Source organism: Kineococcus gurbantunggutensis (assembly GCF_050871925.1).
GTDB lineage: Bacteria > Actinomycetota > Actinomycetes > Actinomycetales > Kineococcaceae > Kineococcus.
Genome location: NZ_JBJLSG010000066.1, coordinates 1 through 26,071, shown reverse-complemented (window position 1 = coordinate 26,071; position 26,071 = coordinate 1). Strand labels below are relative to the sequence as shown.

21 protein-coding genes are annotated in these 26,071 nt (G+C 76.4%); 15 read left to right on the top strand and 6 right to left on the bottom strand.

Features of this window, described 5'->3' with window-relative positions:
• Positions 1 to 4: 4 nt before the first annotated feature.
• Positions 5 to 1,105 (bottom strand): LacI family DNA-binding transcriptional regulator, encoded by a 1,101-nt coding sequence (locus ACRYR7_RS13635; RefSeq protein ID WP_432572647.1) that lies wholly within the window; start codon positions 1,103 to 1,105, stop codon positions 5 to 7.
• Positions 1,106 to 1,350: 245 nt separating this feature from the next.
• Here ACRYR7_RS13635 and yicI point away from each other — a divergent pair, with 245 nt between their 5' ends.
• Positions 1,351 to 3,666, top strand: a complete 2,316-nt coding sequence (gene yicI, locus ACRYR7_RS13630; protein ID WP_432572648.1) for an alpha-xylosidase — start codon at positions 1,351 to 1,353, stop codon at positions 3,664 to 3,666.
• A 22-nt stretch (positions 3,667 to 3,688) separates the two neighbouring features.
• Here the strand turns inward: yicI and ACRYR7_RS13625 are convergent, their stop codons facing one another.
• Positions 3,689 to 4,939, bottom strand: coding sequence for an amidase family protein (locus ACRYR7_RS13625; RefSeq protein ID WP_432572646.1), 1,251 nt, complete (start codon positions 4,937 to 4,939; stop codon positions 3,689 to 3,691).
• Between the two features lie 46 nt (positions 4,940 to 4,985).
• Here ACRYR7_RS13625 and ACRYR7_RS13620 point away from each other — a divergent pair, with 46 nt between their 5' ends.
• From ACRYR7_RS13620 to ACRYR7_RS13610, 3 genes are read left to right on the top strand one after another with little or no spacing between them, the layout of a single operon-like run.
• Entirely contained in the window at positions 4,986 to 6,266 is a 1,281-nt protein-coding gene (locus tag ACRYR7_RS13620) for a pyridoxal-phosphate-dependent aminotransferase family protein (RefSeq protein WP_432572645.1), read from the top strand.
• On the top strand, positions 6,263 to 7,552 hold the full coding sequence (locus ACRYR7_RS13615; protein ID WP_432572644.1) for an allantoate amidohydrolase: 1,290 nt from the start codon (positions 6,263 to 6,265) through the stop codon (positions 7,550 to 7,552). The genes ACRYR7_RS13620 and ACRYR7_RS13615 overlap by 4 nt, the downstream gene beginning before the upstream one ends.
• A complete protein-coding gene (locus ACRYR7_RS13610; protein WP_432572643.1) occupies positions 7,549 to 8,388 on the top strand; it encodes a MurR/RpiR family transcriptional regulator in 840 nt (279 codons plus the stop codon). Before ACRYR7_RS13615 ends, ACRYR7_RS13610 begins: the two co-directional genes overlap by 4 nt.
• A 58-nt stretch (positions 8,389 to 8,446) precedes the next feature.
• On the opposite strand, the gene ACRYR7_RS13605 is transcribed toward ACRYR7_RS13610, so the two are convergent.
• Positions 8,447 to 9,982, bottom strand: a complete 1,536-nt coding sequence (locus tag ACRYR7_RS13605) for a diguanylate cyclase domain-containing protein (protein ID WP_432572642.1) — start codon at positions 9,980 to 9,982, stop codon at positions 8,447 to 8,449.
• 203 nt (positions 9,983 to 10,185) lie between these two features.
• On the opposite strand from ACRYR7_RS13605, the gene purS reads away from it, so the two are divergent.
• The 5 genes from purS to ACRYR7_RS13580 all read left to right on the top strand — a co-directional run bounded on the left by purS (position 10,186) and on the right by ACRYR7_RS13580 (position 15,570).
• The gene (gene purS / locus ACRYR7_RS13600; RefSeq protein WP_432572641.1) at positions 10,186 to 10,446 is read left to right on the top strand and encodes a phosphoribosylformylglycinamidine synthase subunit PurS; all 261 of its coding nucleotides are present in this window, start codon (positions 10,186 to 10,188) and stop codon (positions 10,444 to 10,446) included.
• Positions 10,443 to 11,123: a phosphoribosylformylglycinamidine synthase subunit PurQ gene (gene purQ / locus ACRYR7_RS13595; protein ID WP_432572640.1), complete on the top strand. Its 681-nt coding sequence runs from the start codon at positions 10,443 to 10,445 to the stop codon at positions 11,121 to 11,123. The genes purS and purQ overlap by 4 nt, the downstream gene beginning before the upstream one ends.
• A complete protein-coding gene (purL, locus tag ACRYR7_RS13590) occupies positions 11,120 to 13,465 on the top strand; it encodes a phosphoribosylformylglycinamidine synthase subunit PurL (RefSeq protein ID WP_432572639.1) in 2,346 nt (781 codons plus the stop codon). Before purQ ends, purL begins: the two co-directional genes overlap by 4 nt.
• A gap of 261 nt (positions 13,466 to 13,726) precedes the next feature.
• Positions 13,727 to 15,154, top strand: coding sequence for a sugar porter family MFS transporter (locus tag ACRYR7_RS13585; RefSeq protein ID WP_432572638.1), 1,428 nt, complete (start codon positions 13,727 to 13,729; stop codon positions 15,152 to 15,154).
• Positions 15,155 to 15,201: 47 nt separating this feature from the next.
• Positions 15,202 to 15,570, top strand: coding sequence for a universal stress protein (locus ACRYR7_RS13580; protein ID WP_432572637.1), 369 nt, complete (start codon positions 15,202 to 15,204; stop codon positions 15,568 to 15,570).
• A gap of 106 nt (positions 15,571 to 15,676) precedes the next feature.
• Here the strand turns inward: ACRYR7_RS13580 and ACRYR7_RS13575 are convergent, their stop codons facing one another.
• Complete coding sequence (locus tag ACRYR7_RS13575; RefSeq protein WP_432572636.1) at positions 15,677 to 16,861, bottom strand: phytanoyl-CoA dioxygenase family protein; 1,185 nt, start codon at positions 16,859 to 16,861, stop codon at positions 15,677 to 15,679.
• A gap of 128 nt (positions 16,862 to 16,989) precedes the next feature.
• Positions 16,990 to 18,423: a MocR-like transcription factor YczR gene (yczR, locus tag ACRYR7_RS13570; protein WP_432572635.1), complete on the bottom strand. Its 1,434-nt coding sequence runs from the start codon at positions 18,421 to 18,423 to the stop codon at positions 16,990 to 16,992.
• Between the two features lie 61 nt (positions 18,424 to 18,484).
• On the opposite strand from yczR, the gene yczE reads away from it, so the two are divergent.
• Entirely contained in the window at positions 18,485 to 19,099 is a 615-nt protein-coding gene (yczE, locus tag ACRYR7_RS13565) for a membrane protein YczE (RefSeq protein WP_432572634.1), read from the top strand.
• 63 nt (positions 19,100 to 19,162) lie between these two features.
• Here the strand turns inward: yczE and ACRYR7_RS13560 are convergent, their stop codons facing one another.
• Positions 19,163 to 19,900: a GntR family transcriptional regulator gene (locus tag ACRYR7_RS13560; RefSeq protein ID WP_432572633.1), complete on the bottom strand. Its 738-nt coding sequence runs from the start codon at positions 19,898 to 19,900 to the stop codon at positions 19,163 to 19,165.
• A 231-nt stretch (positions 19,901 to 20,131) separates the two neighbouring features.
• Between ACRYR7_RS13560 and iolC the strand changes: the two genes are divergently transcribed.
• From iolC to ACRYR7_RS13535, 5 genes are all read left to right on the top strand, one after another.
• The gene (gene iolC / locus ACRYR7_RS13555) at positions 20,132 to 21,109 is read left to right on the top strand and encodes a 5-dehydro-2-deoxygluconokinase (protein WP_432572632.1); all 978 of its coding nucleotides are present in this window, start codon (positions 20,132 to 20,134) and stop codon (positions 21,107 to 21,109) included.
• Positions 21,102 to 22,004 (top strand): Cgl0159 family (beta/alpha)8-fold protein, encoded by a 903-nt coding sequence (locus tag ACRYR7_RS13550; protein WP_432572631.1) that lies wholly within the window; start codon positions 21,102 to 21,104, stop codon positions 22,002 to 22,004. Before iolC ends, ACRYR7_RS13550 begins: the two co-directional genes overlap by 8 nt.
• A 32-nt stretch (positions 22,005 to 22,036) precedes the next feature.
• On the top strand, positions 22,037 to 22,936 hold the full coding sequence (gene iolB / locus ACRYR7_RS13545) for a 5-deoxy-glucuronate isomerase (RefSeq protein WP_432572630.1): 900 nt from the start codon (positions 22,037 to 22,039) through the stop codon (positions 22,934 to 22,936).
• A 41-nt stretch (positions 22,937 to 22,977) separates the two neighbouring features.
• A complete protein-coding gene (gene iolD, locus ACRYR7_RS13540; protein WP_432572629.1) occupies positions 22,978 to 24,909 on the top strand; it encodes a 3D-(3,5/4)-trihydroxycyclohexane-1,2-dione acylhydrolase (decyclizing) in 1,932 nt (643 codons plus the stop codon).
• A gap of 186 nt (positions 24,910 to 25,095) precedes the next feature.
• Entirely contained in the window at positions 25,096 to 25,992 is an 897-nt protein-coding gene (locus tag ACRYR7_RS13535) for a sugar phosphate isomerase/epimerase family protein (protein WP_432572628.1), read from the top strand.
• Positions 25,993 to 26,071: the final 79 nt, after the last annotated feature.

Genomic DNA, 26,071 nt, shown 5'->3' with positions numbered 1-26,071 from the left:
GGACTTAATTATGGGGGATTAATGGTGTTGCGCCCCGGGCGGCGGCGGGTGATAGGCATTCGGCGGGCCCCGCCCGGGGCCGGGGGGGGGGGGGCGCCCGCACGCCCGCCCCCGGCGCGGCGGTGCTGCCGGCGTCGGCCAGCACCGCGGCCAGCAGGCGCGTCTCGCACGTGCGGTCCCCGCCGATGCGGGCCACGAGCATCTCCACCGCGATGCGCCCGACGTCCAGGGCCGGGATGTCCAGCGAGGTCAGCGCCCGCGGCAGGTGCCCGCCGGCGCTGGCGGCGATGGTGACCACCGAGACGTCGCCGGGCACGTCCAGGCCCTCCTCGGTCAGCACCGCCAGCAGCGCGGGCAGCGCGGCCTCGTTGTGCACCACCAGGGCGGTGGTGCCGGGCTGGCGCTCGCGCACCGCCTCCAGCGCGCCGCGCACGCCGTCGCTGCCCGCCTCGCACGGCACGTGCACCCCCCGGGCCCCGGCGGCCAGGACGGCCTCCTGGAAACCGTCGCGCAGCCGCTCGGCGTACCCGGCGTGCCGGTCCAGCGAGCGCGCGGGGGAGGCCAGCACCGCGATCCGCCGGTGCCCCAGGCCGGTCAGGTGCCCCACCGCCGCGCGGGCCGCGCCGGCGAAGTCGAAGTCCACGCAGCTCAGGCCCCGCGGGTCGCGCGGCACCCCGATGAGGACGGTCGGGCGGTCCAGGGAGGTCAGCACGCCCACGCGCGGGTCGTCGGCGGTGATGTCCATGACGACCAGGCCGTCCACGACCGAGCCGTTGCTGACGCGGTGCAGCCCGGCGTCCTCCTCCTGCGTCAGCAGCAGCACGTCGAGGTCGTGCCGGCGCGCCGTGGTGGTGACCGAGCGGACGAACTGCATCATCACGTTGACGTTGACGTCCTCGCGCAGCGGCACCACCAGGCCCAGGACGTTCGTCCGGTTCGAGGCCAGCGCCCGCGCCCCGGCGTGCGGGCGGTACCCGAGCTGCTCGATGGCGCGCTCCACGCGCGAGCGGGTGGCGGGGGAGATCGTGCGCTTGCCGCTGAGCACGTACGAGACGGTGCTGGCGGAGACCCCCGCCGCCGCGGCGACGTCCATGATGGTGGTCACGAGAACTCCTCGGTCCGGCGGCGCGCGAGCGCGCGGTGGTGGGAACGGTACCCCGCGCGGTGCGCGCACCGCCCGGGCCTGGACACGGCGGTCGCGGGTGGCTACGTTTGTTGAAGCGCTTCGACACTGCGGTCGGCCAGGGGTGGGGCGACCCGCCCGGCGACGGCGGGCGGCGGCCTGGGAAACCGGTCGTGCCCGTCCCGGAACCGCTGCGCGACCACCCCGACCCCGTGGAGGAGACCCCCGTGAAGTTCACCGACGGGTACTGGCTGCTGCGTCCCGGCCTGCAGGCGCTGCGCCCGCGCGCCGTCGACGCCGTGGAGGACCTCGGCGACGCGCTGCGCGTGTTCGCGCGCACCCGCCCCGGCGACGGGCGCGGCGACACCCTGAACCAGGCGCTCATCACCGTCACGCTCACCTCGCCGGCGCCCGACGTGATCGGCGTGACGATCGAGCACCACCGCGGCGGCGTCGAGCGCGGCCCGCGCTTCGCGCTGCACCGCGAGAGCACCGAGGTGGTCACCGCCGTCGAGGAGGCGGAGGCGCGGCTGACCTCCGGCGGGCTGACCGCGCGGGTGCGCCGCGACGGCCCGTGGTCGCTGGACTTCCTCGCCGGCGGGCGCCGCCTGACCGGCTCGGCGGACCGCAGCATCGGCGTGGTCACCGACGAGCAGGGCCGCACGTTCGTGCACGAGCAGCTCGAGCAGGCCATCGGGGAGCACTCCTTCGGCCTGGGCGAGCGGTTCGGCGCCTTCGTCAAGAACGGCCAGTCGATCGACGTCTGGAACGCCGACGGCGGCACCAGCAGCGAGCAGGCCTACAAGAACGTGCCGTTCTACCTCACCGACGCCGGCTACGGCGTCTTCGTCGACCACCCCGGCCTGGTCTCCTTCGAGATGGGCTCGGAGGCCGTCTCCCGCAACCAGTTCTCCGTCGAGGGCCAGAGCCTGACGTACTACGTCGTGCACGGGCCGAGCCCCAAGGACGTCCTGCGCCGCTACACCGCGCTGACCGGCCGCGCGCCGCGCGTGCCGGCGTGGTCGCTGGGCCTGTGGCTGTCCACGTCGTTCACCACCGACTACGACGAGGCCACCGTCACCTCCTTCGTGCAGGGCATGGCCGAGCGGGAGATCCCGCTGTCGGTGTTCCACTTCGACTGCTTCTGGATGCGCGCCTACCACTGGTGCGACTTCGTGTGGGACCCCGCCACGTTCCCCGACCCCGAGGGGATGCTCGCCCGGCTGGGGGAGCGGGGCCTGCGCACCAGCCTGTGGATCAACCCCTACATCGCCCAGCGCTCGCACCTGTTCGACGAGGGCGCGCGCCTGGGCCACCTGGTGCGCCGCGCCGACGGCAGCGTGTGGCAGTGGGACATGTGGCAGGCCGGCATGGCGCTGGTGGACTTCACCAGCCCCGCCGCCACCGCCTGGTTCCAGTCCAAGCTGGAGGCGCTGCTCGACGCGGGCGTCGACGCGTTCAAGACCGACTTCGGCGAGCGGATCCCCACCGACGTCGTCTGGCACGACGGCTCGGACCCGGAGTTCATGCACAACCAGTACGCCCAGCTCTACAACGCCGCGGTGTTCGACCTGCTGCGCCGCCGCCGCGGCGAGGGCGAGGCCGTCGTCTTCGCCCGCGCCGCCACCGCCGGCGGGCAGCAGTTCCCCGTGCACTGGGGCGGCGACTGCGAGTCCACGTTCCCGGCGATGGCCGAGTCCCTGCGCGGCGGGCTGTCCCTGGCGCTGTCCGGGTTCGCGCACTGGAGCCACGACATCGGCGGTTTCGAGGGCTCGCCCGACCCGGACGTGTTCAAGCGCTGGGCCGCGTTCGGGCTGCTGTCCTCGCACTCGCGCCTGCACGGCTCCGGCTCCTACCGGGTGCCGTGGCTGGTCGACGAGGAGTCCGTCGACGTCGTGCGCTCCTTCACCCGCCAGAAGATGCGCCTGGTGCCGTACCTGCTCGCCGCCGCCGAGGAGGCCGCCACCACCGGCGTGCCGGTCATGCGCCCCATGGTGCTGGAGTTCCCCGACGACCCCGCGGCCGTGGTGTGCGACCGGCAGTACCTGCTCGGCCCGGACCTGCTCGTGGCGCCGGTGTTCTCCGCCGACGGCGAGGTGGGCTACTACCTGCCGCAGGGGGAGTGGACCGAGTTCACCACCGGCCGCCGGGTGCGCGGCGGGCGCTGGGTGCGCCGGGTCGTCGGCGTGGACGAGGTGCCGCTGCTGGCGCGCCCGGGCGCCGTCGTGCCGGTCGGCGCGCACGACGACGGCCCCGAGTACGCCTGGAACGACGGCGTGGAGCTGCGCGTGTTCGCGCCCTCCGACGGCGACGTGCGCCGGGTGTCCGTGCCCGCGCCCGGCGGCGCCGAGCCGGCGGTGTTCGAGGTGCGCACCACCGGCGGGCGGACCACCGCGGAGCTGGTGTCGGGCTCCTCGCGCGACTGGCGCCTGGTGGTCGTGCCCCACCCGGACGCGGCGGCGGGTGCCGCGGCGGTCCCGGCCGCGCGCATCGGCGCCCCCCGCTCGGGCACCGGCGACCTGGAGCCCGCCGCGCAGAACTGAGCGCGCGCCGCCGCGGGGGGCCTCACCCCCGCGGCGGCGCCTGCTCCAGCAGCGCCAGCAGCGAGCGGTCCGCCCCGCGCGGCGCGAGCACGCACAGCCCCACGGGCAGGTCCCCGGCCCGCGCCCGCGGCAGGCCCAGCGCCGGCACGCCGGCCTGGGAGGCCAGGGTGCTCAGGCGCAGCGTGCCCGCGCGCGCGGCCTCGAACTCCTCCGGCCCCGAACCGAGCGGCGGTGCGGGGGTGGCGGTGCTCGGCAGGCACAGGAACCCCGCCCGGAGCACCGCGTCCAGGCGGGCGCGGGTGCGCGCCAGCACCGCGCGGGCCGCGGCCAGCTCCGGGCCGGGCACGTCGCGGCCGGCGCGGAAGCGCGCCTCCACCGGCGCCGACAGCGCGCCGGGGTTCGCCTCGACGAAACCGCCGTGCCGCTGCCACGCCTCGACGGCCTGCACGGTGCGGAACGCCGCCGTCCACGCCTCCACCTCGGCGGTGCTGAAGTCCTCCTCCACCTCGCGCACCGGCACCGCGAGCTGCCCCGCCAGCGCGCCCAGCGCGTCCTCGACGGCCAGCGCGGTGGCCGGCTCGGCCAGCGCCAGCAGGCGCCGGCTGCGCAGCAGCGCCGCGGGCCGGGCCGGGCGCCGCGGGCCGGCCGGGTCCGCCTGCGGCAGCAGCACCCCGGCGGCCGCGGCCAGCAGCGCGGGATCGCGGGCCAGCAGGCCGACGGTGTCGAAGGAGGGGGCCAGCGGCAGCACGCCGGTCAGCGGCAGCGCGCCGTGGGTGGGGCGCCAGGCGTGCAGGCCGCAGAACGAGCCCGGCACCCGCAGCGAGCCGGCGGTGTCCGTGCCCAGCCCCAGGTCGGCCTGCCCGGCGGCCACGGCGCTGGCGGGCCCGGAGGTCGAGCCGCCGGGCACGCGCCCGGGGGCGGCCGGGTTCGGCGGGGTGCCCAGCGCCTCGTTGACGCCCATGAGCGAGAACGCCAGCTCGTCGGTGTGCGCGATGCCGCGCACTCCCGCCCCGGCGTCGAGCAGCGCGCGCAGCACCGGGGCGCTGGTCGCCTCCACGGGGGCGCGCTCCAGCCACGCCGGCACCCCGCCGCCCACGCGCTGCCCGGCGACGGCGACGTTGTCCTTGACCGCCACGCGCACCCCGCGCAGCGGGCCGGTGCCGGAGCCGGCCAGCAGCGGGCCGCCGTCGCGGCCCAGCACCCGCCAGGCGCTCCCGGGCCCGGTGCCCCCGGCGCCTCCCGTTCCGTCCGGTCCCCGCTCCGCTGCGTCCACGCGGGCCTCCTCGCAGGCTGGTGTCCTGGAACGATCGTTGCATACGATGCCCCTCGTGGAACAGGTGATCCGTCACGCGCCCGTGGGCGCCCCCGTCGCGCCCCCGCCCCGCCTGCTCATGGGGCCAGGCCCGATCACCGCCGACCCGCGCGTGCTGCGCGCGATGTCCGCCCAGCTCGTGGGCCAGTACGACCCCGCCATGACCGCCTACATGGACGAGACGCGCGCGCTGTACCGGGAGGTGTTCCGCACCCGCAACGAGGCCACCGTCCTGGTCGACGGCACCTCCCGCGCCGGCATCGAGGCGGCCCTGGTCTCCCTGCTCGCCCCCGGCGAGCGCGTGCTGGTGCCGGTGTTCGGCCGCTTCGGGCACCTGCTGCGCGAGATCGCCGAGCGCTGCGGCGCCGAGGTCCACACGATCGAGGTGCCCTGGGGCCAGGTGTTCCCCCTGGAGGCGATCGAGGAGGCCGTGCGCGCGGTGCGCCCCAAGCTCGTCGCCCTCGTGCAGGGCGACACCTCCACGACGATGAACCAGCCGCTGGAGGGCGTCGGCGAGGTCTGCCACCGCCACGGCGCGATGCTCTACGTCGACGTCACCGCCTCCCTGGGTGGCAACGCCTTCGAGATGGACGCCTGGCAGGTCGACGCGGCCACCGCCGGGCTGCAGAAGTGCCTGGGCGGGCCCTCCGGCAGCGCGCCGGTCAGCCTGTCCCCGCGCGCGGTGGAGGTGGTCCGCTCGCGCAGCAGCGTCGAGGCGGGCCTGCGCGCCGACCCCGGCACGTCCGCCGCCCCGCCCGCCGAGCGCATCCGCTCCAACTACTTCGACCTCGGCATGGTCCTGGACTACTGGGGCCCGCAGCGGCTGAACCACCACACCGAGGCCACCACCATGCTCTACGGCGCGCGCGAGTGCGCCCGCCTGCTGCTGGAGGAGGGCCTGGAGGCCGCGATCGCCCGGCACCGCCTGCACGGGGCCGCCGCGCTCGCCGGCGTGCGGGGCCTGGGCCTGGCGGTGTTCGGCGACGTCGCGCACAAGATGCACAACGTCGTGGCCGTGGAGGTCCCCGAGGGCGTGCGCGGCGAGGCCGTGCGCGCCGAGCTGCTGGAGGACTACGGCATCGAGATCGGCACCTCCTTCGGCCCGCTCGCCGGGCGCGTGTGGCGCATCGGCACCATGGGCTACAACGCCCGCAAGGACGCCGTGCTCGTCACCCTCGCCGCGCTGGAGCAGGTGCTGCGCCGGCACGGCGTCCCGGTCGAGCCCGGCGGCGGCAGCGCCGCGGCGCAGGAGGTCTACGCGGCGGCGACCGCGGGGGCGGGCGCGTGAGCACCCCCGGCGGCACCCCCGGCGGCACCCCCGGCGGCACCCCCGGCGGCGCCGCGCGGGTGCTGGCGCGCTGCGACGAGCTGGCCGCGGTCTCCGCGAGCGCGCACGGGATCGAGCGCACCCACCTGACCCCCGAGCACGCGCGGGCGAACGAGCTGGCCGCGGGCTGGATGGCCGCCGCGGGCCTGAGCACCCGGCGCGACGCGGCGGGCAACCTCTGGGGCCGCCTGGAGGGCCGCGAGCCCGGCCTGCCCGCCCTCGTGCTGGGCTCGCACCTGGACACCGTCCCCGACGCCGGCCGCTACGACGGGGTGCTCGGCGTCCTCAGCGCGGTCGAGGTCGCCGGCCGGCTGCGCGGGCGCGCCGCGGACCTGCCGTTCGCGCTGGAGGTCGTCGCGTTCTCCGACGAGGAGGGCACCCGCTTCGCCACCGCCCTGATGGGCAGCAAGGCCGTGGCCGGGCAGTGGGACGAGGACTGGTGGGAGCGCGCCGACGCCGAGGGCGTCACCGTGCGCGAGGCCGCGCTCGCCTTCGGGCTGGACCCCGCCCGCGTGGACGAGGCCGCCCGGCGCCCCGAGGACCTCGTGGGCTACCTGGAGCTGCACATCGAGCAGGGCCCGCACCTGGAGGCCGCCGGCCGCGCGCTCGGCGTCGTCACCTCCATCGCCGGCGCGCGCCGGTTCACCGGCCGCGTCACCGGCGAGGCCCGGCACGCCGGCGGCACCCCCTACCCGCGCCGGCGCGACGCCCTCGTCGCGGCCGCCGACGTGGTGCTCGCCGTGGAGCGCCTGGCCGTGGAGCTGGACGGCATCGCCACCGTCGGGCGGCTGCAGGCGTTCCCCGGCGGGGTGAACGTCGTGCCCGGCCTGGTGGAGTTCTCCCTGGACGTGCGCGCCGAGCACGACGCGCTGCGCGACGAGCTCGTCGCGCGCATCGCCGAGCACGGCGAGCGCACCTGCCGGGCGCGCGGCACCGCGTTCGAGCTGCTCGAGACGCACTCCGCGCCCGGCGTGGCCTGCGACCCGGGGCTGTCGGCCTCGATCGCGGCGGGCGTCGCCGCCACCGGCGACGCCGAGCCGCCGCGCCTGTGGAGCCGCGCCGGGCACGACGCCATGGCGGTCGCCGCCGTGACGCCGGTGGCGATGCTGTTCGTGCGCTGCGAGGACGGCGTCAGCCACGCCCCGCAGGAGGCCGTCACCGCCGCCGACGTCGCCGCCGGCCTGGACGCGCTGGAGGCCGCCGTCCTCGACGCGGCCGCGCGCCGGGCGCCGGCACCGCGCCCGTGAGCGCCGCGCCCGCGCCCCCCGGCGGCATCCCCGAGCGCGTGCGGGAGGTCTACGGCGCGCTGGGCCCCGGCGAGCGCCGCGTCGCCGACTTCGTCCTGGACCACCTCGCCGAGGTCCCCGGGTACACGGGGGCGGAGCTGGCCGAGGCGTCCGGCACCTCCAAGGCCACCGTCAGCAGGTTCTTCCGCCGGCTGGGCTTCGAGACCTTCGCGCAGGCGCGCGCGCAGGCCCGCACCCGCGGCGTGCCCGTCGGCGCGCTGCCCGCCGGGGACCCGGTCGCCGCGCACCTGGAGCACGAGCGCCGCACCCTGGACGCCCTGGCCGCCGCGCTGCCGGCCCCCGCCGTCGAGGAGGTCGCCGCCCTCGTCGCCGGCGCCCGCCGCGTCCTCGTCGCCGGCTGGCGCAACAGCTACCCGGTCGCGCTGCACCTGCGCGAGCAGCTCCTGCAGGCGCGCGCCGACGTGGGGATCGCCCCGCAGCCGGGGCAGACCGTCGCCGAGGAGGTCGCCTCCCTCGACGGGCGCGACGTGCTGGTCGTCGTGGCGTTCCGCCGCCGCACCCCGGCCGTCGGGCGGCTGCTGGAGACCGCCGCGGCGCTGGGGGTGCCGTGCGTGCTCGTGGCCGACCCGGGCGCGCGCGGGTTCCACCACCTGGTGCGCCACCGCCTGGAGGTCCCCCTGGGCGGGCCCGGCGCGTTCGACAGCTACGCCGCGCCCGCGGTGGTCGCCGCCGTGCTCGCCGAGGCCGTGCTGGCGCGCCGCGGGCGCGGCGGGCGCGAGCGCGTGGCCGCGGTCGCCCGCGCCCACGAGGCCCTCGCCGAGCTCGACGGCGGCTGAGCCGGCCGGGCGGCGAGGTCGGGCGGGCCGGTCGGGCGGGCCGGGCGGGCTGGGCGGGTCAGGCGACCGCGTGCGTCACGACGGCGCGCGAGCCGCCGGAGCGCTTGGCCTCGTACATCGCCGCGTCGGCGCGCGAGAGCATCGCGTCGGCGTCGTCGCCGGGCCCGGAGGTCGTCGCGCCCACGCTGGCCGCCACCGACGCCGGCCCGGCCGCGAGCACGAAGGGGTCCTCCAGCGCCGCCACGACGAGGTCGCACACGTCCTCGACGAACCCCGGCGCGGTGTCGGGCACCAGGACCGCGAACTCGTCGCCGCCCAGGCGGGCCGGCAGCGCCCCCGGGCCCGCCAGGCGGCGCAGGCGCTCGCCGACGTGCACGAGCAGCTCGTCGCCGGCGGCGTGCCCGAGGGTGTCGTTGACGGCCTTGAAGCCGTCGAGGTCGACGAACAGCACCCCCAGCGGCTCCCCGCAGCCCAGCGCCGCCTCCAGGCGGGCGGTGAAGGCGCGCCGGTTGGCCAGGCCCGTGAGGTGGTCCAGCAGCGCGTGCCGCGCCGCCTCCTCGGTCAGGCGCACCCGCAGCAGCGCCGCGGCCCCCAGCGAGCCCAGCGACTCCAGCGCGGCGCGGTCGTAGCGCACCAGCGAGGCCTCCTGCGAGCGGGCCGTCACCAGCCAGCGCGGGCCGGCCCCCTCGCGGTCCTCCACGGGCAGCGCGAAGCCCAGCTCGCCCGGGCCCGGGGGGACCTCGGAGAGCAGCAGCCGGCCGCTGGAGACGACGGCCGAGCCGTGCCGCTGCAGCGCCTGCAGCAGCTCGCCGGGGTCGCCGGCGCCGAGGACCTCCACCGAGGCGCGGAACAGCTCGTGCTGCTGGGTGCGGCGGTGCTCGGCCTCCCGGGAGGACCACGCGGCCACCACGACGGCGACGGCGGGCACGGCCAGCAGCAGCGTCATCCAGTCCGGCAGCCGCACGTCCACCACGCCGCCGAGGTAGCCCAGGGTCGACACGAGCAGGAAGACGGCGCCGCCGACGAGGGTGCCCGGCCCGCGCAGCTCGCGCAGCGCCACCGCCGGGGACTCCGCCGCCAGCGTCAGCAGCGACAGCAGCAGGTCCACCAGGTGGTAGGTCGCGGCCCCGGCCAGCGCCACCAGCAGCTGCCGCGGGCTCGCCGGGTCCGGGGCGCGCAGCGCCTGCACCACGAGCGTGGCGGCGAGGGCGGCCAGGATCGAGGAGCCGGCGTTGAAGACGCGGCTGGTCCAGCGCCGCGCGTCCAGCAGGTAGGCCGCCAGCGCGGTCACCGCCCACGTCAGCAGCGCGGTGCCCGGCGGTCTGGCGGTCAGCAGGTACGCCAGCAGCAGCGGCCCGCACGGCACCGACAGGCCCACCGAGCCGGAGGAGACCGTCAGCGGGAAGCGGGTCAGCACGTGCCCGACGGGCACGCACACCGCCAGCAGCAGCCACAGCCCCGGGTCCGCCCCGTCGCGCCGCCACCAGGCGACCGCGCCGGCGAGCACGCCCAGGCCGGCGAGCAGGACGGCCACGTCCACGACCGTCGCGGGCGCGGGCCAGCCGCGCCCGCCCAGCCCACCCGTGCGCCGCACGCGCCGCTCCTCCCCGCGGGCCGGCCCGTCGCGGCCCGCACCCCGACGTCGGCAGGTCCGGCGCCCGCCTTGAGCCGCACCCGCCCCGGGCGGCGCCCGCCTTGAGCCGCGCGCGGACGGGCGGCGCCCGCGCGGGCGGTAGCCTGAGCCCTGCTGAGATCCCCTCCCACTGCTGGGCCACCGCCCACGAAGGAGCGCCGCGCATGGGCCGCGTCGTCATCGACGTCATGCCGAAACCCGAGATCCTCGACCCGCAGGGCAAGGCCGTCGTCGGCGCCCTGCCTCGCCTGGGCTTCGACGCCTTCACCGGCGTCCGCCAGGGCAAGCGGTTCGAGCTGGAGGTCGACGGGGAGGTCACCCCGGAGGTCCTCGAGCAGGCCCGCGCCGCCGCGGAGAAGCTCCTGTCCAACCCGGTGATCGAGGACGTCGTCTCCGTCCGCGCCGCGGAGGAGGTGCCCGCGTGAGGATCGGCGTCGTCACCTTCCCCGGTTCCCTGGACGACGGCGACGCCCGCCGCGCGGTGCGCCTGGCCGGCGCCGAGCCGGTCGCGCTGTGGCACGCCGACGCGGACCTGCGCGGGGTGGACGCGGTCGTCCTGCCGGGCGGCTTCTCCTACGGCGACTACCTGCGCTGCGGGGCCATCGCCTCCTTCGCGCCCGTCATGGGCGAGGTCGTCGACGGCGCCCGGCGCGGGCTGCCCGTGCTGGGCATCTGCAACGGCTTCCAGGTGCTGTGCGAGTCGCACCTGCTGCCCGGCGCCCTGGTGCGCAACGACCACCAGAAGTTCGTGTGCAAGGACCAGCGCCTGCGGGTGGAGTCCACCGCGACGGCGTGGACGTCGGCCTTCGCGGCCGGGGCGGAGATCACCGTGCCGCTGAAGAACGGCGAGGGCGGCTTCGTGGCCGACGACGAGACGCTGGACCGGCTGGAGGGCGAGGGCCGCGTGGTCTTCCGCTACCTGGGCGCCAACCCCAACGGCTCGCTGCGCGGCATCGCCGGCATCGCCAACGAGCGCGGCAACGTCGTGGGCCTCATGCCGCACCCCGAGCACGCGGTGGAGGAGGGCTACGGCCCCGGCACCGACGGGCTGGGGCTGTTCGCCTCGGTGCTGGGCGCCGGCCTGGCGGCGGTGGGCGCGTGAGCGCCCCGACCGCCCCGGGCGCGCGCACCGGCGCCGCGCTGGACACCGTCGAGCGCGCCGCGGGCACCCCCGAGCGCGCGCAGCCGTGGGCCGAGCTGGGCCTGAAGGCCGACGAGTACGAGCGCATCCGCGGCATCCTGGGCCGCCGCCCCACCGGCGCGGAGCTGGCGATGTACTCCGTGATGTGGAGCGAGCACTGCTCCTACAAGTCCTCCAAGGTGCACCTGCGCACCTTCGGCGAGCACCTCACGGACGAGATGAAGAAGTCCCTGATGGTGGGCATCGGCGAGAACGCCGGCGTGGTGGACATCGGTGACGGCTGGGCCGTGACCTTCAAGGTGGAGAGCCACAACCACCCCAGCTTCGTCGAGCCGTACCAGGGCGCGGCCACCGGCGTGGGCGGGATCATCCGCGACATCATGGCGATGGGCGCGCGCCCGATCGCCGTCATGGACTCCCTGCGCTTCGGCCGGGTGGACCACCCCGACACCGCCCGCGTGGTGCCCGGCGTGGTCTCCGGCGTGGGCGGGTACGGCAACTGCATCGGCCTGCCCAACATCGGCGGCGAGGTCGTCTTCGACCCCTCCTACCAGGGCAACCCGCTGGTCAACGCCCTGTGCGTGGGGGCGCTGCGCCACGAGGACCTGCACCTGGCCAACGCGCGCGGCGCGGGCAACCTCGTGGTCCTCTTCGGCGCCCGCACCGGCGGCGACGGCATCGGCGGCGTCTCGGTGCTGGCCTCGGAGACGTTCGAGGCCGGCGGGCCCAGCAAGCGCCCCGCGGTGCAGGTGGGCGACCCATTCCAGGAGAAGGTGCTCATCGAGTGCTGCCTGGAGCTGTTCCACGCCGGGCTCGTGGAGGGCATCCAGGACCTGGGCGGCGCGGGCCTGTCGTGCGCGACCAGCGAGCTGGCCAGCGCCGGCGACGGCGGCATGCTGATCCACCTGGACCGCGTGCCGCTGCGCGACCCCTCGCTCTCGCCGGAGGAGATCCTCATGAGCGAGTCGCAGGAGCGCATGATGGCCGTGGTCACCCCGGCCAACCTCGACGCCTTCCTGGCCGTGACGCGCAGGTGGGACGTCGAGGCCGCCGTGCTGGGCGAGGTCACCGACGGCGACCAACTCGTGGTGCAGTGGCACGGCGAGACGGTCGTGGACGTGCCGCCGCGCACCGTGGCCCACGAGGGCCCGGTGTACGAGCGCCCCTACGCGCGCCCGGCCTCGCAGGACGCGCTGCAGGCCGACGCCCCCACCGCCGAGCGCCTGCCGCGCCCGGGCACCGGCGAGGAGCTGCGCGCCACCCTGCTGCGCATGGTCGCCTCCCCGAACCTGTGCTCGCGCGCGTGGGTCACCGACCAGTACGACCGCTACGTGCTGGGCAACACCACGATGGCCACCCCGGACGACGCGGGCGTGGTGCGCGTGGACGAGAGCACCGGCCTGGGCGTGGCGCTGAGCCTGGACGGCAACGGCCGCTACGCGAAGCTGGACCCGCGCACCGGCGCCCAGCTCTCGCTGGCCGAGGCGTACCGCAACGTCGCCGCGGCCGGGGCCAGGCCGCTGGCCGTGACCGACTGCCTGAACTTCGGCTCCCCGGAGGACCCGGGCGTCATGTGGCAGTTCGCCGAGGCGGTGCAGGGCCTGGCCGAGGGCTGCGAGGCGCTGGGCGTGCCCGTCACCGGCGGCAACGTCTCGCTGTACAACCAGACCGGCGACCGCGGCCTGGACTCCGCGGTCCTGCCGACCCCGGTCATCGGCGTGCTCGGCGTGCTGGACGACGTCTCGCGGCGCACGCCCTCGGGCTGGCGCGAGGCGGGCCAGAACGTGTACCTGCTGGGCGCCACCCGCGAGGAGCTGGGCGGCTCGGAGTGGGCGTGGGCCGAGCACGGCCACCTGGGCGGGCTGCCGCCGGCGGTGGACCTGGCGCACGAGGCGCTGCTGGCCGACGTCCTGGTGAACTGCTCGCGCGACGGCCTGGTGGACGCCGCGCACGACCTGTCCGACGGCGGCCTGGCGCAGGCCCTGGTGGAGTCGGTGCTGCGCTTCGGCGTGGGCGCGCGCGTGTGGCTGGACGAGCTGTGCGAGCGCGACGGGGTCGACGCCTTCACGGCGCTGTTCTCCGAGTCCGCCGGCCGCGCGGTCGTCGCGGTGCCGCGCGAGGAGGAGGTCCGCTTCACGGACATGTGCACCGCGCGCGGCCTGGCGCACGTGCGCATCGGCGTCACCGACGCCGGCGCCGAGGGCGAGCAGGCGGCCCTGGACGTGCAGGGGCTGTTCACCGTGCCCCTCGCCGAGTTGCGCGCCGCGCACGAGGCGACGCTCCCGGCGCACTTCGGCGCCTGAGCGGCGCCCCCCGCGGGGCGCACCACCCGTCGGCCCCCGCGGCTCCCCGCCGCGGGGGCCGACGGCGTTCCGGGGCGCCCGGGCGAGCGGATCACGTCATGTTGTCTTGACATATGCCAGGAGGCGTCCCTACGGTCGAGCCGCCGGCGCACCACGGCGCGGGCACGAGTTCGACGGGGGAGCGGGCAGCGGCGCGGTCGCCGCCCCGCGGCCCCGGCCACCCGATCGACGCTGCGACGCAGCACGCACGAAGGGTTCCCCATGGCCTCACCGACGCACGGAAACGCCGCCACCGGCCTGCCGGCGCTGCCGCCGGACACCCGCGGACCGCACTCGCGCAGGCTCGGCCTCGTCGCCGTCGTCGCCACCTTCGGCGGCCTGCTCTTCGGCTACGACACCGGCGTCATCAACGGCGCGCTGGAGCCGATGAAGACCTACTTCGGGCTCACCGCGTTCACCGAGGGCCTGGTGACCAGCATCCTGCTGCTCGGGGCCGCCCTCGGCGCCGCCGTGGGCGGGCGACTGTCGGACCGCCACGGCCGGCGCCGGAACATCCTGCTGCTGGCCGGGCTGTTCTTCGTCGGCGCCCTGGGGTGCGTGCTGGCCCCCGGCCTGAGCGTGCTCGTGGTCGCCCGCTTCGTCCTCGGGCTCGCCGTGGGCGGCGCGTCGGTGACGGTGCCGGTCTACCTGGCGGAGATCGCCCCGTCCGAGCGCCGCGGCGGCCTCGTCACCCGCAACGAGGTCATGATCGTCACGGGGCAGTTCGCGGCGTTCGTCGTCAACGCGGTCATCGGCAACGTCTGGGGCGGGCACGAGCACGTGTGGCGCTACATGCTCGCCGTCGCGGCGCTGCCCGCCGTCGCGCTCTTCGCCGGGATGCTGCGCATGCCGGAGAGCCCGCGCTGGCTGGCCTCGAAGGGCCGGGACGCCGAGGCCCTCGCCGTCCTGGAGCAGGTGCGCAGCCCCGAGCGCGCCGCGGCGGAACTGGCCGAGGTCCACGCGCTGGCCGAGCAGGAGAAGCAGGCCCACGTCGGCGGCTGGTCCGACCTGGGCACCCGGTGGGTGCGGCACGTGCTGTTCATCGCCATCGGGCTGGCCGTCTTCCAGCAGCTCACCGGCATCAACTCGATCATGTACTACGGCACCCAGCTGCTGCAGGAGGTCGGTTTCTCGGCCGACGGCGCGCTCATCGCGAACACCGCCAACGGCGCCTTCTCCCTGGCCGGCGTGCTCGTCGGCCTGCGGCTGATCAACTCCGTCGACCGGCGCACCATGCTGCTCGTCGGTTTCGCCGGCACCACCACCGCCCACCTCCTCGTCGGCATCTGCTCCACCGTCCTGCCGGCCGGGGTCGTGCGCGGCTACGTCGTCCTCGCGCTCGTCGTCGCGTTCGTCTTCGTCATGCAGGGCACCATCGGCCCCCTCGTCTGGCTGATGCTGGCGGAGGTCTTCCCGCTGAAGCTGCGCGGGTTCGGCCTGGGCGTGGCGGTGTTCCTGCTGTGGACCACCAACTTCCTCGTCGGCCTCACCTTCCCGCAGCTCGTCGCCGGCATCGGGATCTCCTCGACGTTCTTCGTCTTCGCCGCCCTGGGCGTCGCCGCCCTGGTCTTCATCGCGACCTCGGTGCCCGAGACGCGCGGGCGCTCCCTGGAGGAGCTGGAGGCGCAGTTCCGCCGGGACTACTCCTGACCGCCGGTCGGGGGAACCGTTCGAGGATCGAGGAGAGGCAGGAACGCATGTCCGTCGTGGTCGCCGTCACCGACTCCGCCGAGGGGCGCAACGCCCTGGACGCCGCCTACGCCGAGGCGCGGCTGCTGGGCACCGACCTGGTCGCCGTGAACCTGCGCCTGGGCCCGCTGGACCTCTCCGGCGCACCGCAGGACCTGCGGGTGGAGGTCGTCGAGCGCCGTTCGCGCCGCTCGCGCGAGGAGGCGGTGCTCGACGCGCTCGCCGAGCGGGCCGGTTCCGTGCAGCGCCTGGTGATCGGGGTCCGGCGCCGCTCGCCGGTGGGGAAGGCGGTGCTGGGCAGCCTGTCCCAGGAGCTGCTCATGGAGGCCGACGTGCCCGTCCTGGCCGTCAAGCTGCCCGCCGGGCACCACGGCTGAGACCCCGCGGCGACCCCCGCGCACGACGGCCCGCCACCCCCCGCCGGGGGGTGGCGGGCCGCCGCGCGCGCGGACCGGTCGGCGTGGGCCGTCCGGCGCGCGCCGGTCAGCGCGCGCCGGTGCGGCGGCGCTCCTCGCCCGCGGCCAGCTCGGCGTCGAGGCGCTGCTGCTCCCAGCCCTGCGTCAGCGCCCGCCACAGCACGTCGGCCTGCGAGTCCGGCGCCAGCCCGCCGACCGGCTGGTCGCGGTCCAGGTTCGTGGGGAACGGGTACGCCTCCGCGGCCACCGCCACGACGTCGCGCAGCCAGCGCTCCCCGGCCCCGGCCGCGCGGCGCTCGCGCAGCACCCCGAACACCGCCGAGCTGATCGCGGTGGTGTCCACCGTCTCCATCGCCCGCCCGAACGCCGAGGACACCTGCAGCAGGTTCGCCATCCGCGACACGTCGGCGGACACGTTGGAGCCGGCGCCGTGGAACAGCGCCGGGTTGAAGAACACCGCGTCGCCCGTGCGCAGCGGCAGCTGCACGCGGTGCTCCTCGAAGTACGCGGCGAACTCCGGCTGGTGGAAGGCGACGTAGCCGGCGGGGAACTTCTGCGAGTGCGGCAGGTACAGCGTCGGCCCGGACTCCACGGGCATGTCCACGTGCGCCACCGCGCCCTGCAGCGTCAGCGCGGGGGAGAGGGCGTGCACGTGCGCGGGGTGCGCCAGCGCCCGCTCGCGGTCCACGAACCCCAGGTGGTAGTCGCGGTGGGCGCGCTGGGCGGTGCCGCCGGGGTTGACGACGTTGACCTGCGAGGTGACCTGGTACCCCGGGCCCAGCCACGCCTCGCTCACCAGCGCCAGCACGTCGTTGGCGTAGTAGTCGCAGAACGCCGCCGGCTCGCGCAGGGCGAACTTGTCCAGCGCGCCCCACACGCGGTCGTTCGCGCCGGGCTTGGCGAAGTGGTCCCCGCCGCCGAGGCCGGCGGCCCGCTGCTCGGCGATCAGGTCGCGGAACACCGCGGTGGCGCGCTCGACGACGCCGGTCTCGAATGCGCCGCGGAACACCGCGATGCCCGGGCCGTCGGCCAGGGTGCGCACCAGTTCCGCCTGCACCTCGCGGCGCCCGGCGGGCTCGTCCAGGTGCTCGCGCAGCCGCTCGCCGTAGACGGGCACGCCCTGCTCGACGGCGTCGGCGAACGGGTGCTCCTGCAGCGTCGCCTCCTGCTCGACGAGCGCGCGGAACGCCTCGAGGTCGCAGTCGGCGGGGGTGAACCAGACGGGGGTGCGGGCGGTGGGGGTGGCGGTCATCGTCTCGGCCTCTCTGCCGCGGCGGGATCGGGGCGCTGCCCACGGTAGGGGCCCGCGGGCGCGGCGCACCCGCACCCCCGCGCGCACCCCGCCCGCACCCCGCCCGCGCCCCGCGCGGACCGCCCTCCTCAGACGAGCGCCTCGGGGGCCGGCAGCGCCTGCGGCAGGCGCGCGGTGTCCGCCCACGCGTCGGCCAGGACGTCCACCACCCGGCGCATGCGCTCGGGCGCCAGCGTGAACGGCAGCCGCAGGTACCGCTCGAACGCCCCGTCGACGCTGAAGCGCGGGCCGGTGCTCAGCAGCAGGCCGCGGGCGCGGGCGGCCAGCACCAGCGAGCTGCTGACCGGCGCGCCGAGGTTCGCCCAGGTGCTCAGCCCGCCGGCCACGCGCGGCACCCGCCACGACGGCAGCCGCTCGGCCAGGGCCTCGTGCAGCGCGTCGTGCGAGGCGCGCAGCTGCGCGCGGCGCCGGTCGGCGAACGCGTCGAGCACGTCGACCACCTCGGCGCCCACGAGCTGCTCCAGCACGGGGGTGCCCAGGTCGGTGGGGGAGCGGTGCTCCAGCGCCTCGCGCACGGTGGCCGCGTCGGCGCGCACCCAGCCCAGGCGCAGCCCGGCCCACACCGACTTCGCCAGCGAGCCGACGTGCACGACGTCGCCGGGGAACGGCACCCAGGCCGGCGCGCCGGGGGCGAAGCCGAGGTCGGCGGTGGTCTCGTCGACGACCACGCGCGTCCCGCTGCGCTCGGCCAGCTCCAGCACCTCGCGGCGCTGGGCGGCGGGCATCGTGGCCCCGGTGGGGTTGTGGAAGTCCGGCACCAGGTACGCCACCGCGGGGCGGGCGCGGGTGAACGCCTCGCGCAGGGCCTCCCCGTCCCAGCCGCCGGGGCCCACCGGCACCGGCAGCGCCCGCCCGCCCGCGGCGGTCAGCGCCCGCACGGCCGTGGGGTAGGTGGGCGTCTCCACCAGCGCCCGGTCGCCCGGGCGCAGGAACGTGCGGGCCAGCAGCGCGATGGCGTGCTGGGCGCCGACGGTGACGAGCACCTCGTCGGGGCGCGTGGGCAGCCCGCGCTCGGTGTAGCGCCGGGCGACGGCCTCGCGCAGCTCGGGCACGCCCCGCATCTCGTACCCGGTGCCGCCCAGGTGGCGCGGCAGGGCGCGCACCGCCCGCTCGACGACCTCCTGCAGGCCCTGCACCGCCGGCAGCGCGGCGTTGACGAGGTCGAGCACCTGCGGGTGCCCGGGCGCACCCCCGCTCCCGCCGCCGGCGTCCTCGCCCTCGGCGGGCGCGGCCGCCGCGGGGGGCTGCACCACGCTGCCCGAGCCGCGCACGCTCACCACGTGCCCGCTCTCGCGCAGGGCGGCGTAGGCGGCGGCGACGGTGGTGCGGCTGACGCCGAGGGCGGCGGCCAGCTCGCGCTCGGCGGCCAGCCGGGTGCCCGCCGTCAGCCGGCCGTCCAGCACCAGCAGCCGCACCCGGTCGGCGAGGGCGGCGTAGGCGGGGGAGCGGTCGCGCCAGGGGCCCAGCAGGCCGGCCAGGGGGCGGGCGCCGATCGTCGTCACCGGGCCACCGTAGTGCGATTGGCACTTCCCGTGGTGCGCTCGGGGCGGTCCAATCTCCTGCGTGAGCAGTCCACTCCCGTCCGGCCACCCCCAGCGCGTCCTGCGCCTCGCGGTCGGCCTGGTCCTCTACGGCGCCGCGGAGGCGCTGATGGTCCAGGCGGCGCTGGGGGTGAGCCCGTGGACGGTCTTCGCGCAGGGCCTGTCCCGCCTCACCGGCGCCGGGCTGGGGTGGGTGACCAACGCCGTGGGCCTGCTGGTGCTGCTGCTGTGGATCCCGCTGCGCCAGCGGCCCGGCGCCGGCACCGTGGCCAACGTCCTGGTGGTGGGCACGGTGATCCAGGCCGTCGTGGCGGTGCTCGACCCGCCCTCCTCGCTGCCCGCGCGCGCGGCGCTGTTCACCGCGGGCCTGCTGCTGCTGGCCGTGGCCAGCGGCCTGTACATCGGGGCGCACTACGGCCCCGGCCCGCGCGACGGGCTGATGACCGGCCTGCACGCGCGCACCGGACGGCCGGTGTGGCAGGTGCGCACGGGCGTGGAGGTCTCGGTGCTGGCCGTGGGGTGGGCGCTGGGCGGGGACGTGGGGCCGGGCACCCTGGCCTTCGCCGCGCTCGTGGGCCCGCTGGTGGGCTGGACCCTGCCGGTGCTGGACGTGCGCCGGGCCCCGGCCACCGCCTGAGCCCCCGCGCGGGGCCCCCGGGCGGGACCTTCGTGCGGGACCCCCGCGCGGGACTCCCGGGGTTCAGCGGTCGACGAGGGTGACCTCGAAGGCGTAGCGGCTGGCCCGGTAGACGTGCCGGCCCCACTCCACGGCCCGCCCGGAGTCGTCGTGGGTGGCGCGCTCCATCGTCAGCAGCGGGCTGCCGCGGTGCTCGCCCAGGAGCTGGCACTCCTCGGCCGTGCCGCGCCGGGCGCCGATGCGCTGGCGCGCCACGCGCATCCCCACCCCCCGCGAGCGCAGCACCTGGTACAGGCCGCGCTCGGCGAGGGTCTCCTCGGCCAGGTCGGTGAAGGGCTCGGGCAGCCAGTTCTCCAGCACGGCCAGCGGCTCGTCGGCGGAGCAGCGCAGCCGCCGCAGGTGCAGCACGGGGCTGCCCTCGGGCACCGCCAGGCGCGCGGCGACCTCGCCGGCGGCGGTGCTGACCTCGTGCACGAGGACCGTGGTGCTGGGGCGCTGGCCGTTGGCCGCGAGGTCGTCGTGCAGGCTGGTCAGCTCCACGGGGCGGGTGACCTGCCCGTGCACGACCTGGGTGCCCACCCCCCGCTTGCGCACCAGCAGGCCCTTGTCGACGAGCTGCTGGATGGCCCGGCGCATCGTGGGGCGCGACAGGCCCAGGCGGTCGGCCAGGTGGATCTCGTTCTCCAGGCGCGAGCCGGGCGGCAGCTTGCCGACCTCGATGGCGCGCTCGATCTGCCGGGCGACCTGGAAGTAGAGGGGGACCGGGCTGGACCGGTCCAGGTCGTCGAAGAGGTCGTCCACCGGGGGGCTCCTGTGCTCAGCGTCGCTGCTCAGCCGCTGTCGGCCGTCGCGCCATGCTAACGGCCGGGTGCCTTTCACGTCAGCACGTCAGTTTGTCCTGACATATGCTTGACAGCCCCGGAGGTGCGGAGCAGGCTGGAGCCGTCACCGCGCCGCCGCGGCCCGGGACGACCGCGACCGGGCCACCCCCTCCGGGGGACCGGGCGCACCCGCAGGACGGCCGACGACGACATGAGGGAGGCTCGCGTGAGCAGCAGCGCCGCGTTCGACGTGGTGACGATGGGCAGGGTCGGCGTCGACCTGTACCCCCTGCAGGACGGCGTCGGGCTGGAGGACGTCGAGACCTTCGGCAAGTACCTCGGCGGCAGCGCCACCAACGTCGCCGTCGCCGCGGCCCGGCACGGGCGCGCCTCGGCCGTCATCACCCGCACCGGCGACGACGCCTTCGGCAGGTTCGTCCACAAGGCGCTCGCGGGGTTCGGCGTCTCCGACGCCTTCGTCTGCGCCGTGCAGGGCCTGAACACCCCCCTGGCGTTCTGCGAGATCTACCCGCCGGACCACTTCCCGCTGCTCTTCTACCGCCTGCCCACCGCGCCCGACCTGCGGATCCGCGCCGACGAGCTGGACCTGGAGGCGATCGCCCGCGCCGGGGTGTTCTGGGCCACGGTCACCGGCCTGAGCGAGGAACCCAGCCGCGAGGCGCACCACGTCGCCTGGCGCGCGCGGGCCCGCGCCCCCCTGACGGTGCTCGACCTGGACTACCGGCCGATGTTCTGGGCGGACCCGCAGCAGGCGCGCGCCGAGGTGCGCCGCGCCCTGCCGCACGTCACCGTCGCGGTCGGCAACCGGGAGGAGTGCGAGGTCGCCGTCGGCGAGACCGAGCCGCGCCGCGCCGCGCAGGCGCTGCTGGACGCCGGCGTCGAGGTCGCGATCGTCAAGCAGGGCCCCCGCGGCGTGCTGGGCATGACCCGCGACGAGGTCGTCGAGGTCCCGCCCACGCCGGTGCGCGTCACCAACGGCCTGGGCGCCGGCGACGGTTTCGGCGGGGCCCTGTGCCACGGCCTGCTGGCCGGCTGGGACCTCGAGCGCGTGCTGCGCTTCGCCAACGCCGCCGGGGCCATCGTCGCCACCCGCCGGGAGTGCTCCACCGCCATGCCCACGACCGCCGAGGTCGAGGCCCTGCTCGAGGAGGTCGCCGCCCGTGCCTGAGAACCCCGCCCCCACCGGTTTCGCCAGGGACTACGCGGAGGTCTCGCGCATCCGCGCGTTCGAGCCCGAGCGCATCGCGCTGGCCGCGCGCGCGCGCCGCCGCCGCGAGCACCTGCTGCCCGCCGACGGCCGCCTCATGGTCGTGGCGGCCGACCACCCCGCCCGCGGCGCCAACGGCGTGGGGGACCGGCCGATGGCGATGGCCAGCCGCACCGACCTGCTGGACCGGCTGCGCGTGGCGCTGGCCGACCCGGGCGTGGACGGCCTGCTCGCCAGCGCCGACATCGTCGAGGACCTCACGCTGCTGGGCGCCCTGGAGGGCAAGGTCGTCCTGGGCTCGATGAACCGCGGCGGCCTGCAGGGCGCCGCCTTCGAGCTGGACGACCGCTTCACCGGCTACGACGCGCAGGCCATCGCCGAGGCCAACCTCGACGGCGGCAAGTTCCTCACCCGCATCGCGCTGGACGACCCCGGCACGCTGCCGACGCTGACCGCCTCCGCGCACGCCGTCAGCGAGCTGGCCGCGCGCCGCCTCGTGGCGATGGTCGAGCCGTTCTGGTCGCGCCGGCAGGGCGGCAAGGTCGTGCACGACCTGAGCGCCGAGGGCGTCATCAAGTCGGTGAACGTCGCGCAGGCCCTGGGCCGCACCACCGCCTACACGTGGCTGAAGCTGCCGGTGGTGGAGGACATGGAGCGCGTCATGGAGGCCACGACGCTGCCGACGGTGCTGCTGGGCGGGGACCCGGCCACCTCCCCGGAGGAGACGTTCGCGACCTGGCGCAAGGCGCTGTCGCTGCCGTCGGTGCGCGGGCTGACCGTGGGCCGCACGCTGCTGTACCCGCCGGACGACGACGTGGCCGGCGCCGTGCGCACCGCCGCCTCGCTCGTGCACTGACCACCCCGACGACGGGAAGGAGGGACCGGGACGTGGCGCGCAACCCCCTGCACCTGCCCCGCGGCAGCGCCGCCCGCGACGGCTTCGACCTCGTGGTGACCCCCGAGAGCGCCGGCTGGGGCTTCTCCGGCCTGCGCACGCTCACCCTGCCCGCCGGCGGGCGGTGCACGTTCGCCACCGGGCAGGACGAGGTGCTGGTCCTGCCGCTGTCGGGCTCGGCGCGCGTGGAGGTCGACGGGCGGGTCCTGGACCTGGCCGGGCGCACGAGCGTGTTCGACGGCGTCACCGACTTCGCCTACGTCGGCCGCGACAGCGAGCTGACGGTCTCCAGTGCCGCAGGCGGCGTGTTCTCGTTCCCGGGCGCACGGGCGTCACGCCGCCTGCCCTTCCGGTACGGCCCGGCCTCCGGGGTCCCCGTGGAGCTCCGCGGGGCCGGGCGGTGCAGCCGGCAGGTGAACAACTTCGCCACCCCGGCCGCGTTCGAGACGGACAAGCTCATCGCCTGCGAGGTGCTCACCCCCGCGGCGAACTGGTCCTCCTACCCCCCGCACCGCCACGACCGCACCAGCGAGGTGGAGAGCGAGCTGGAGGAGGTCTACTACTTCGAGTTCCGCTCGCTGGCCCCCGCCGGCACCCCGGGGGCCGCGGACGGGCTGGGCTACCAGCGCGTGCAGGGCGAGCCTGAGCGGCCGCTCGACGTGCTCGAGGAGGTCCGCTCCGGCGACGTCGTGCTCGTCCCGCACGGCTGGCACGGGCCGTCCATCGCCGCCCCCTCGCACGACATGTACTACCTGAACGTCATGGCCGGGCCGGAGGACGAGCGGGCCTGGCGCATCTGCGACGACCCGGCCCACGGCTGGGTCCGCGGCACGTGGGCGGACCAGCCGGTCGACCCCCGCCTGCCCCTGTACACCGCGCCCACCGGCGCCTGAGAAACCCCCTCGAAGACACGGACCGATCGGAGCCGATCGCCATGAGCGCTGAACCCCCCACCCCGGCGGGCACCGTCCGCCTGACCGTCGCCCAGGCGGTCGTGCGCTTCCTGAGCTGCCAGTTCACCGAGCGCGACGGGATCCGCCGGCAGTTCTTCGGCGGCGTGCTGGGAATCTTCGGCCACGGCAACGTGGCCGGGGTGGGCCAGGCGCTGCTGGAGGCGGAGCTGGAGGCCGACGCCGGCGACGGCTGGAAGCCCGCCGCGCCCGTGCCGTACATCACCGGCCGCAACGAGCAGGCGATGGTGCACACCGCCGTCGGCTACGCCCGGCAGAAGGACCGGCTGCAGACGATGGCGGTGACCGCCTCCATCGGGCCGGGCTCGTCCAACATGCTCACCGGCGCCGCGCTGGCGACCGTGAACCGCATCCCGGTGCTGCTGCTGCCCAGCGACGTGTTCGCCACCCGCGCGGCCTCCCCGGTGCTGCAGGAGCTGGAGACCGACACCGGCTACGACGTCTCCGTCAACGACGCCTTCCGGCCGCTGTCGCGCTTCTTCGACCGGGTCTGGCGCCCCGAGCAGCTCCCGTCCGCGCTGCTGGGCGCGATGCGGGTGCTCACCGACCCCGCGCAGACCGGCGCGGCGACGGTCTGCCTGCCGCAGGACGTGCAGGCCGAGGCGTTCGACTGGCCGGCGGAGCTGTTCCGCGAGCGCACCTGGCGCATCGCCCGCCCGGTGCCGGAGCGGGCGCTGGTGCAGGAGGCCGCCGAGCTGATCCGCTCCGCGAAGGCGCCCCTGGTCGTCGCCGGCGGCGGGGTGACGTACTCCGAGGCCGAGGACGCGCTGCGCGCCTTCGCCGAGGCCACCGGCGTCCCGGTGGCCCAGACCCAGGCAGGCAAGGGCACGCTGCCCTACGACCACCCGCTGTGCCTGGGGGCGATCGGCTCCACCGGCACCACCGCGGCCAACGAGGTCGCCGCCGAGGCCGACCTCGTCATCGGGGTCGGCACCCGCTACCAGGACTTCACCACCGCCTCGCGCACCGCGTTCCAGAACCCCGGCGTGCGCTTCGTCAACGTCAACGTCGCCGGGCTGGACGCGGTCAAGCACGCCGGGCTGCCGGTGCTGGCCGACGCCCGCGAGGCGCTGCAGGCGCTGACCGCGGCGCTGGAGGGCTTCTCCACCCCCGACGCGTACCGCGAGCGCGCCGCGCGGCTGAACCGCGAGTGGGACGCGGTGGTGGAGTCCTACTACCGCTCCGGCCTGGGCGAGCGCGAGGGGGTGCTGGCGCAGGCGGAGGTGCTCGGCGCCGTGGACGAGGTCGCCGGGCCGCGCGACGTCGTGGTCTGCGCGGCCGGATCGCTGCCGGGGGACCTGCACTGCATGTGGCGCACCCGCGACCGCAAGGGGTACCACGTCGAGTACGGCTACTCCTGCATGGGCTACGAGATCCCCGGCGGCATCGGGGTGCGCATGGCCGCCCCGGACCGCGACGTGTTCATCACCGTCGGCGACGGCTCGTACCTGATGATGCCCACCGAGCTGGTCACGGCCGTGCAGGAGCACGTCAAGGTGGTCGTGGTGCTGCTGCAGAACCACGGCTTCGCCTCCATCGGCGCGCTCAGCGAGTCGCGCGGCTCGCAGCGCTACGGCACCAGCTACCGCTACCGCGACGAGCAGGGCCACCTGGCCGGCGGGAAGCTGCCGGTGGACCTGGCCGCCAACGCCGAGAGCCTGGGCGTGCGGGTGCTGCGCGTGCGCACCCGCGAGGAGCTGGTGGCGGCCCTGCGCGACGCCAAGGCGTCGGAGGGGTCGACCCTGGTGCACGTGGAGACCGACCTGCACTCCCGGGCCCCCGACGGCGGCGGCTGGTGGGACGTGCCGGTCTCGGAGGTCTCGCACCTGGCCTCCACGCAGCGCGCCCGCGCCGAGTACGAGGAGCACAAGGCGCGCCAGCGCCCGCTCCTCTGAGGCGCGCCCGGCGGGTGCGTCCGGTGGTGCGCGCGGTGCACCGGTGCCACGGTGTCCCGGGCCCGGTGCACCCCGGGGTCGAGAAGGTAAGAATGTCTGGACAAATCCTTGACAGGTCGCGCCCCGCGCGCGACAGTTCCCGTGCCGCGCAGGGCGCGGGAACACGACGACGTGGAGGGTTCTGAAGTGAGCCGCATCACCATCGGGTCGGCCCCCGACTCCTGGGGCGTCTGGTTCGCCGACGACCCGCTGCAGACCCCGTGGACCCGCTTCCTCGACGAGGTCGCCGAGGCGGGCTACGAGTGGATCGAGCTGGGACCGTACGGCTACCTGCCCACCGACCCGCAGCGGCTGGCCGACGAGCTGGCCCCGCGGGGCCTGAGGGTCTCCGCCGGCACGATCTTCGCCGCCCTGCACCGCCCGGACCACTACGACCAGGCCTGGGCCCAGGTCGAGCAGGTCGCCGCGTTGACGCGGGCCGTGGGCGGCACCCACCTGGTGGTCATCCCCGGGCAGTGGCGCAGCGACAAGACCGGCGAGGCGCTGGAGCCGCGCACGCTGGACGAGGAGGGCTGGGCGCGCCTGGCCTCCGGCATGGACCGCCTGGGCCGGGCCGTCAAGGACGGCTACGGGCTGCAGATGGCCTTCCACTCCCACGCGGACACCCACGTGGACACCCAGGACGAGATCGAGCGCTTCCTGGAGATGACCGACCCGGACGCGGTCAAGCTGTGCCTGGACACCGGTCACGTCGCGTACAGCGGCGGTGACAACCTGGACCTCATCCGCCGGTACCCCGACCGGATCGCCTACGCCCACCTCAAGCAGGTGGACCCGCGGGTGGTCGCCAAGGTCAAGGCCGACGACCTCGGCTTCGGCGACGCGGTCAAGCTCGGGGCCATGGTCGAGCCCCCCTCGGGGGTCCCCGAGATGCCGCCGGTGCTGCGGGCGCTGGAAGATCTCGACCGTGACGTCTTCGCCATCGTCGAGCAGGACCTCTACCCGGTCGCCTTCGACGCTCCCCTGCCCATCGCCCGGCGCACCTTCGCCTACCTGCGCTCCTGCCGGCTGCCGCGCCCCTGAGGGCGCGGGGGCGGCCCCCCCCCCGGGCCGCCCGCCCCCCCCCCCCCCCCCCCCCCCCCCCCCCCCCCCCCCCCCCCCC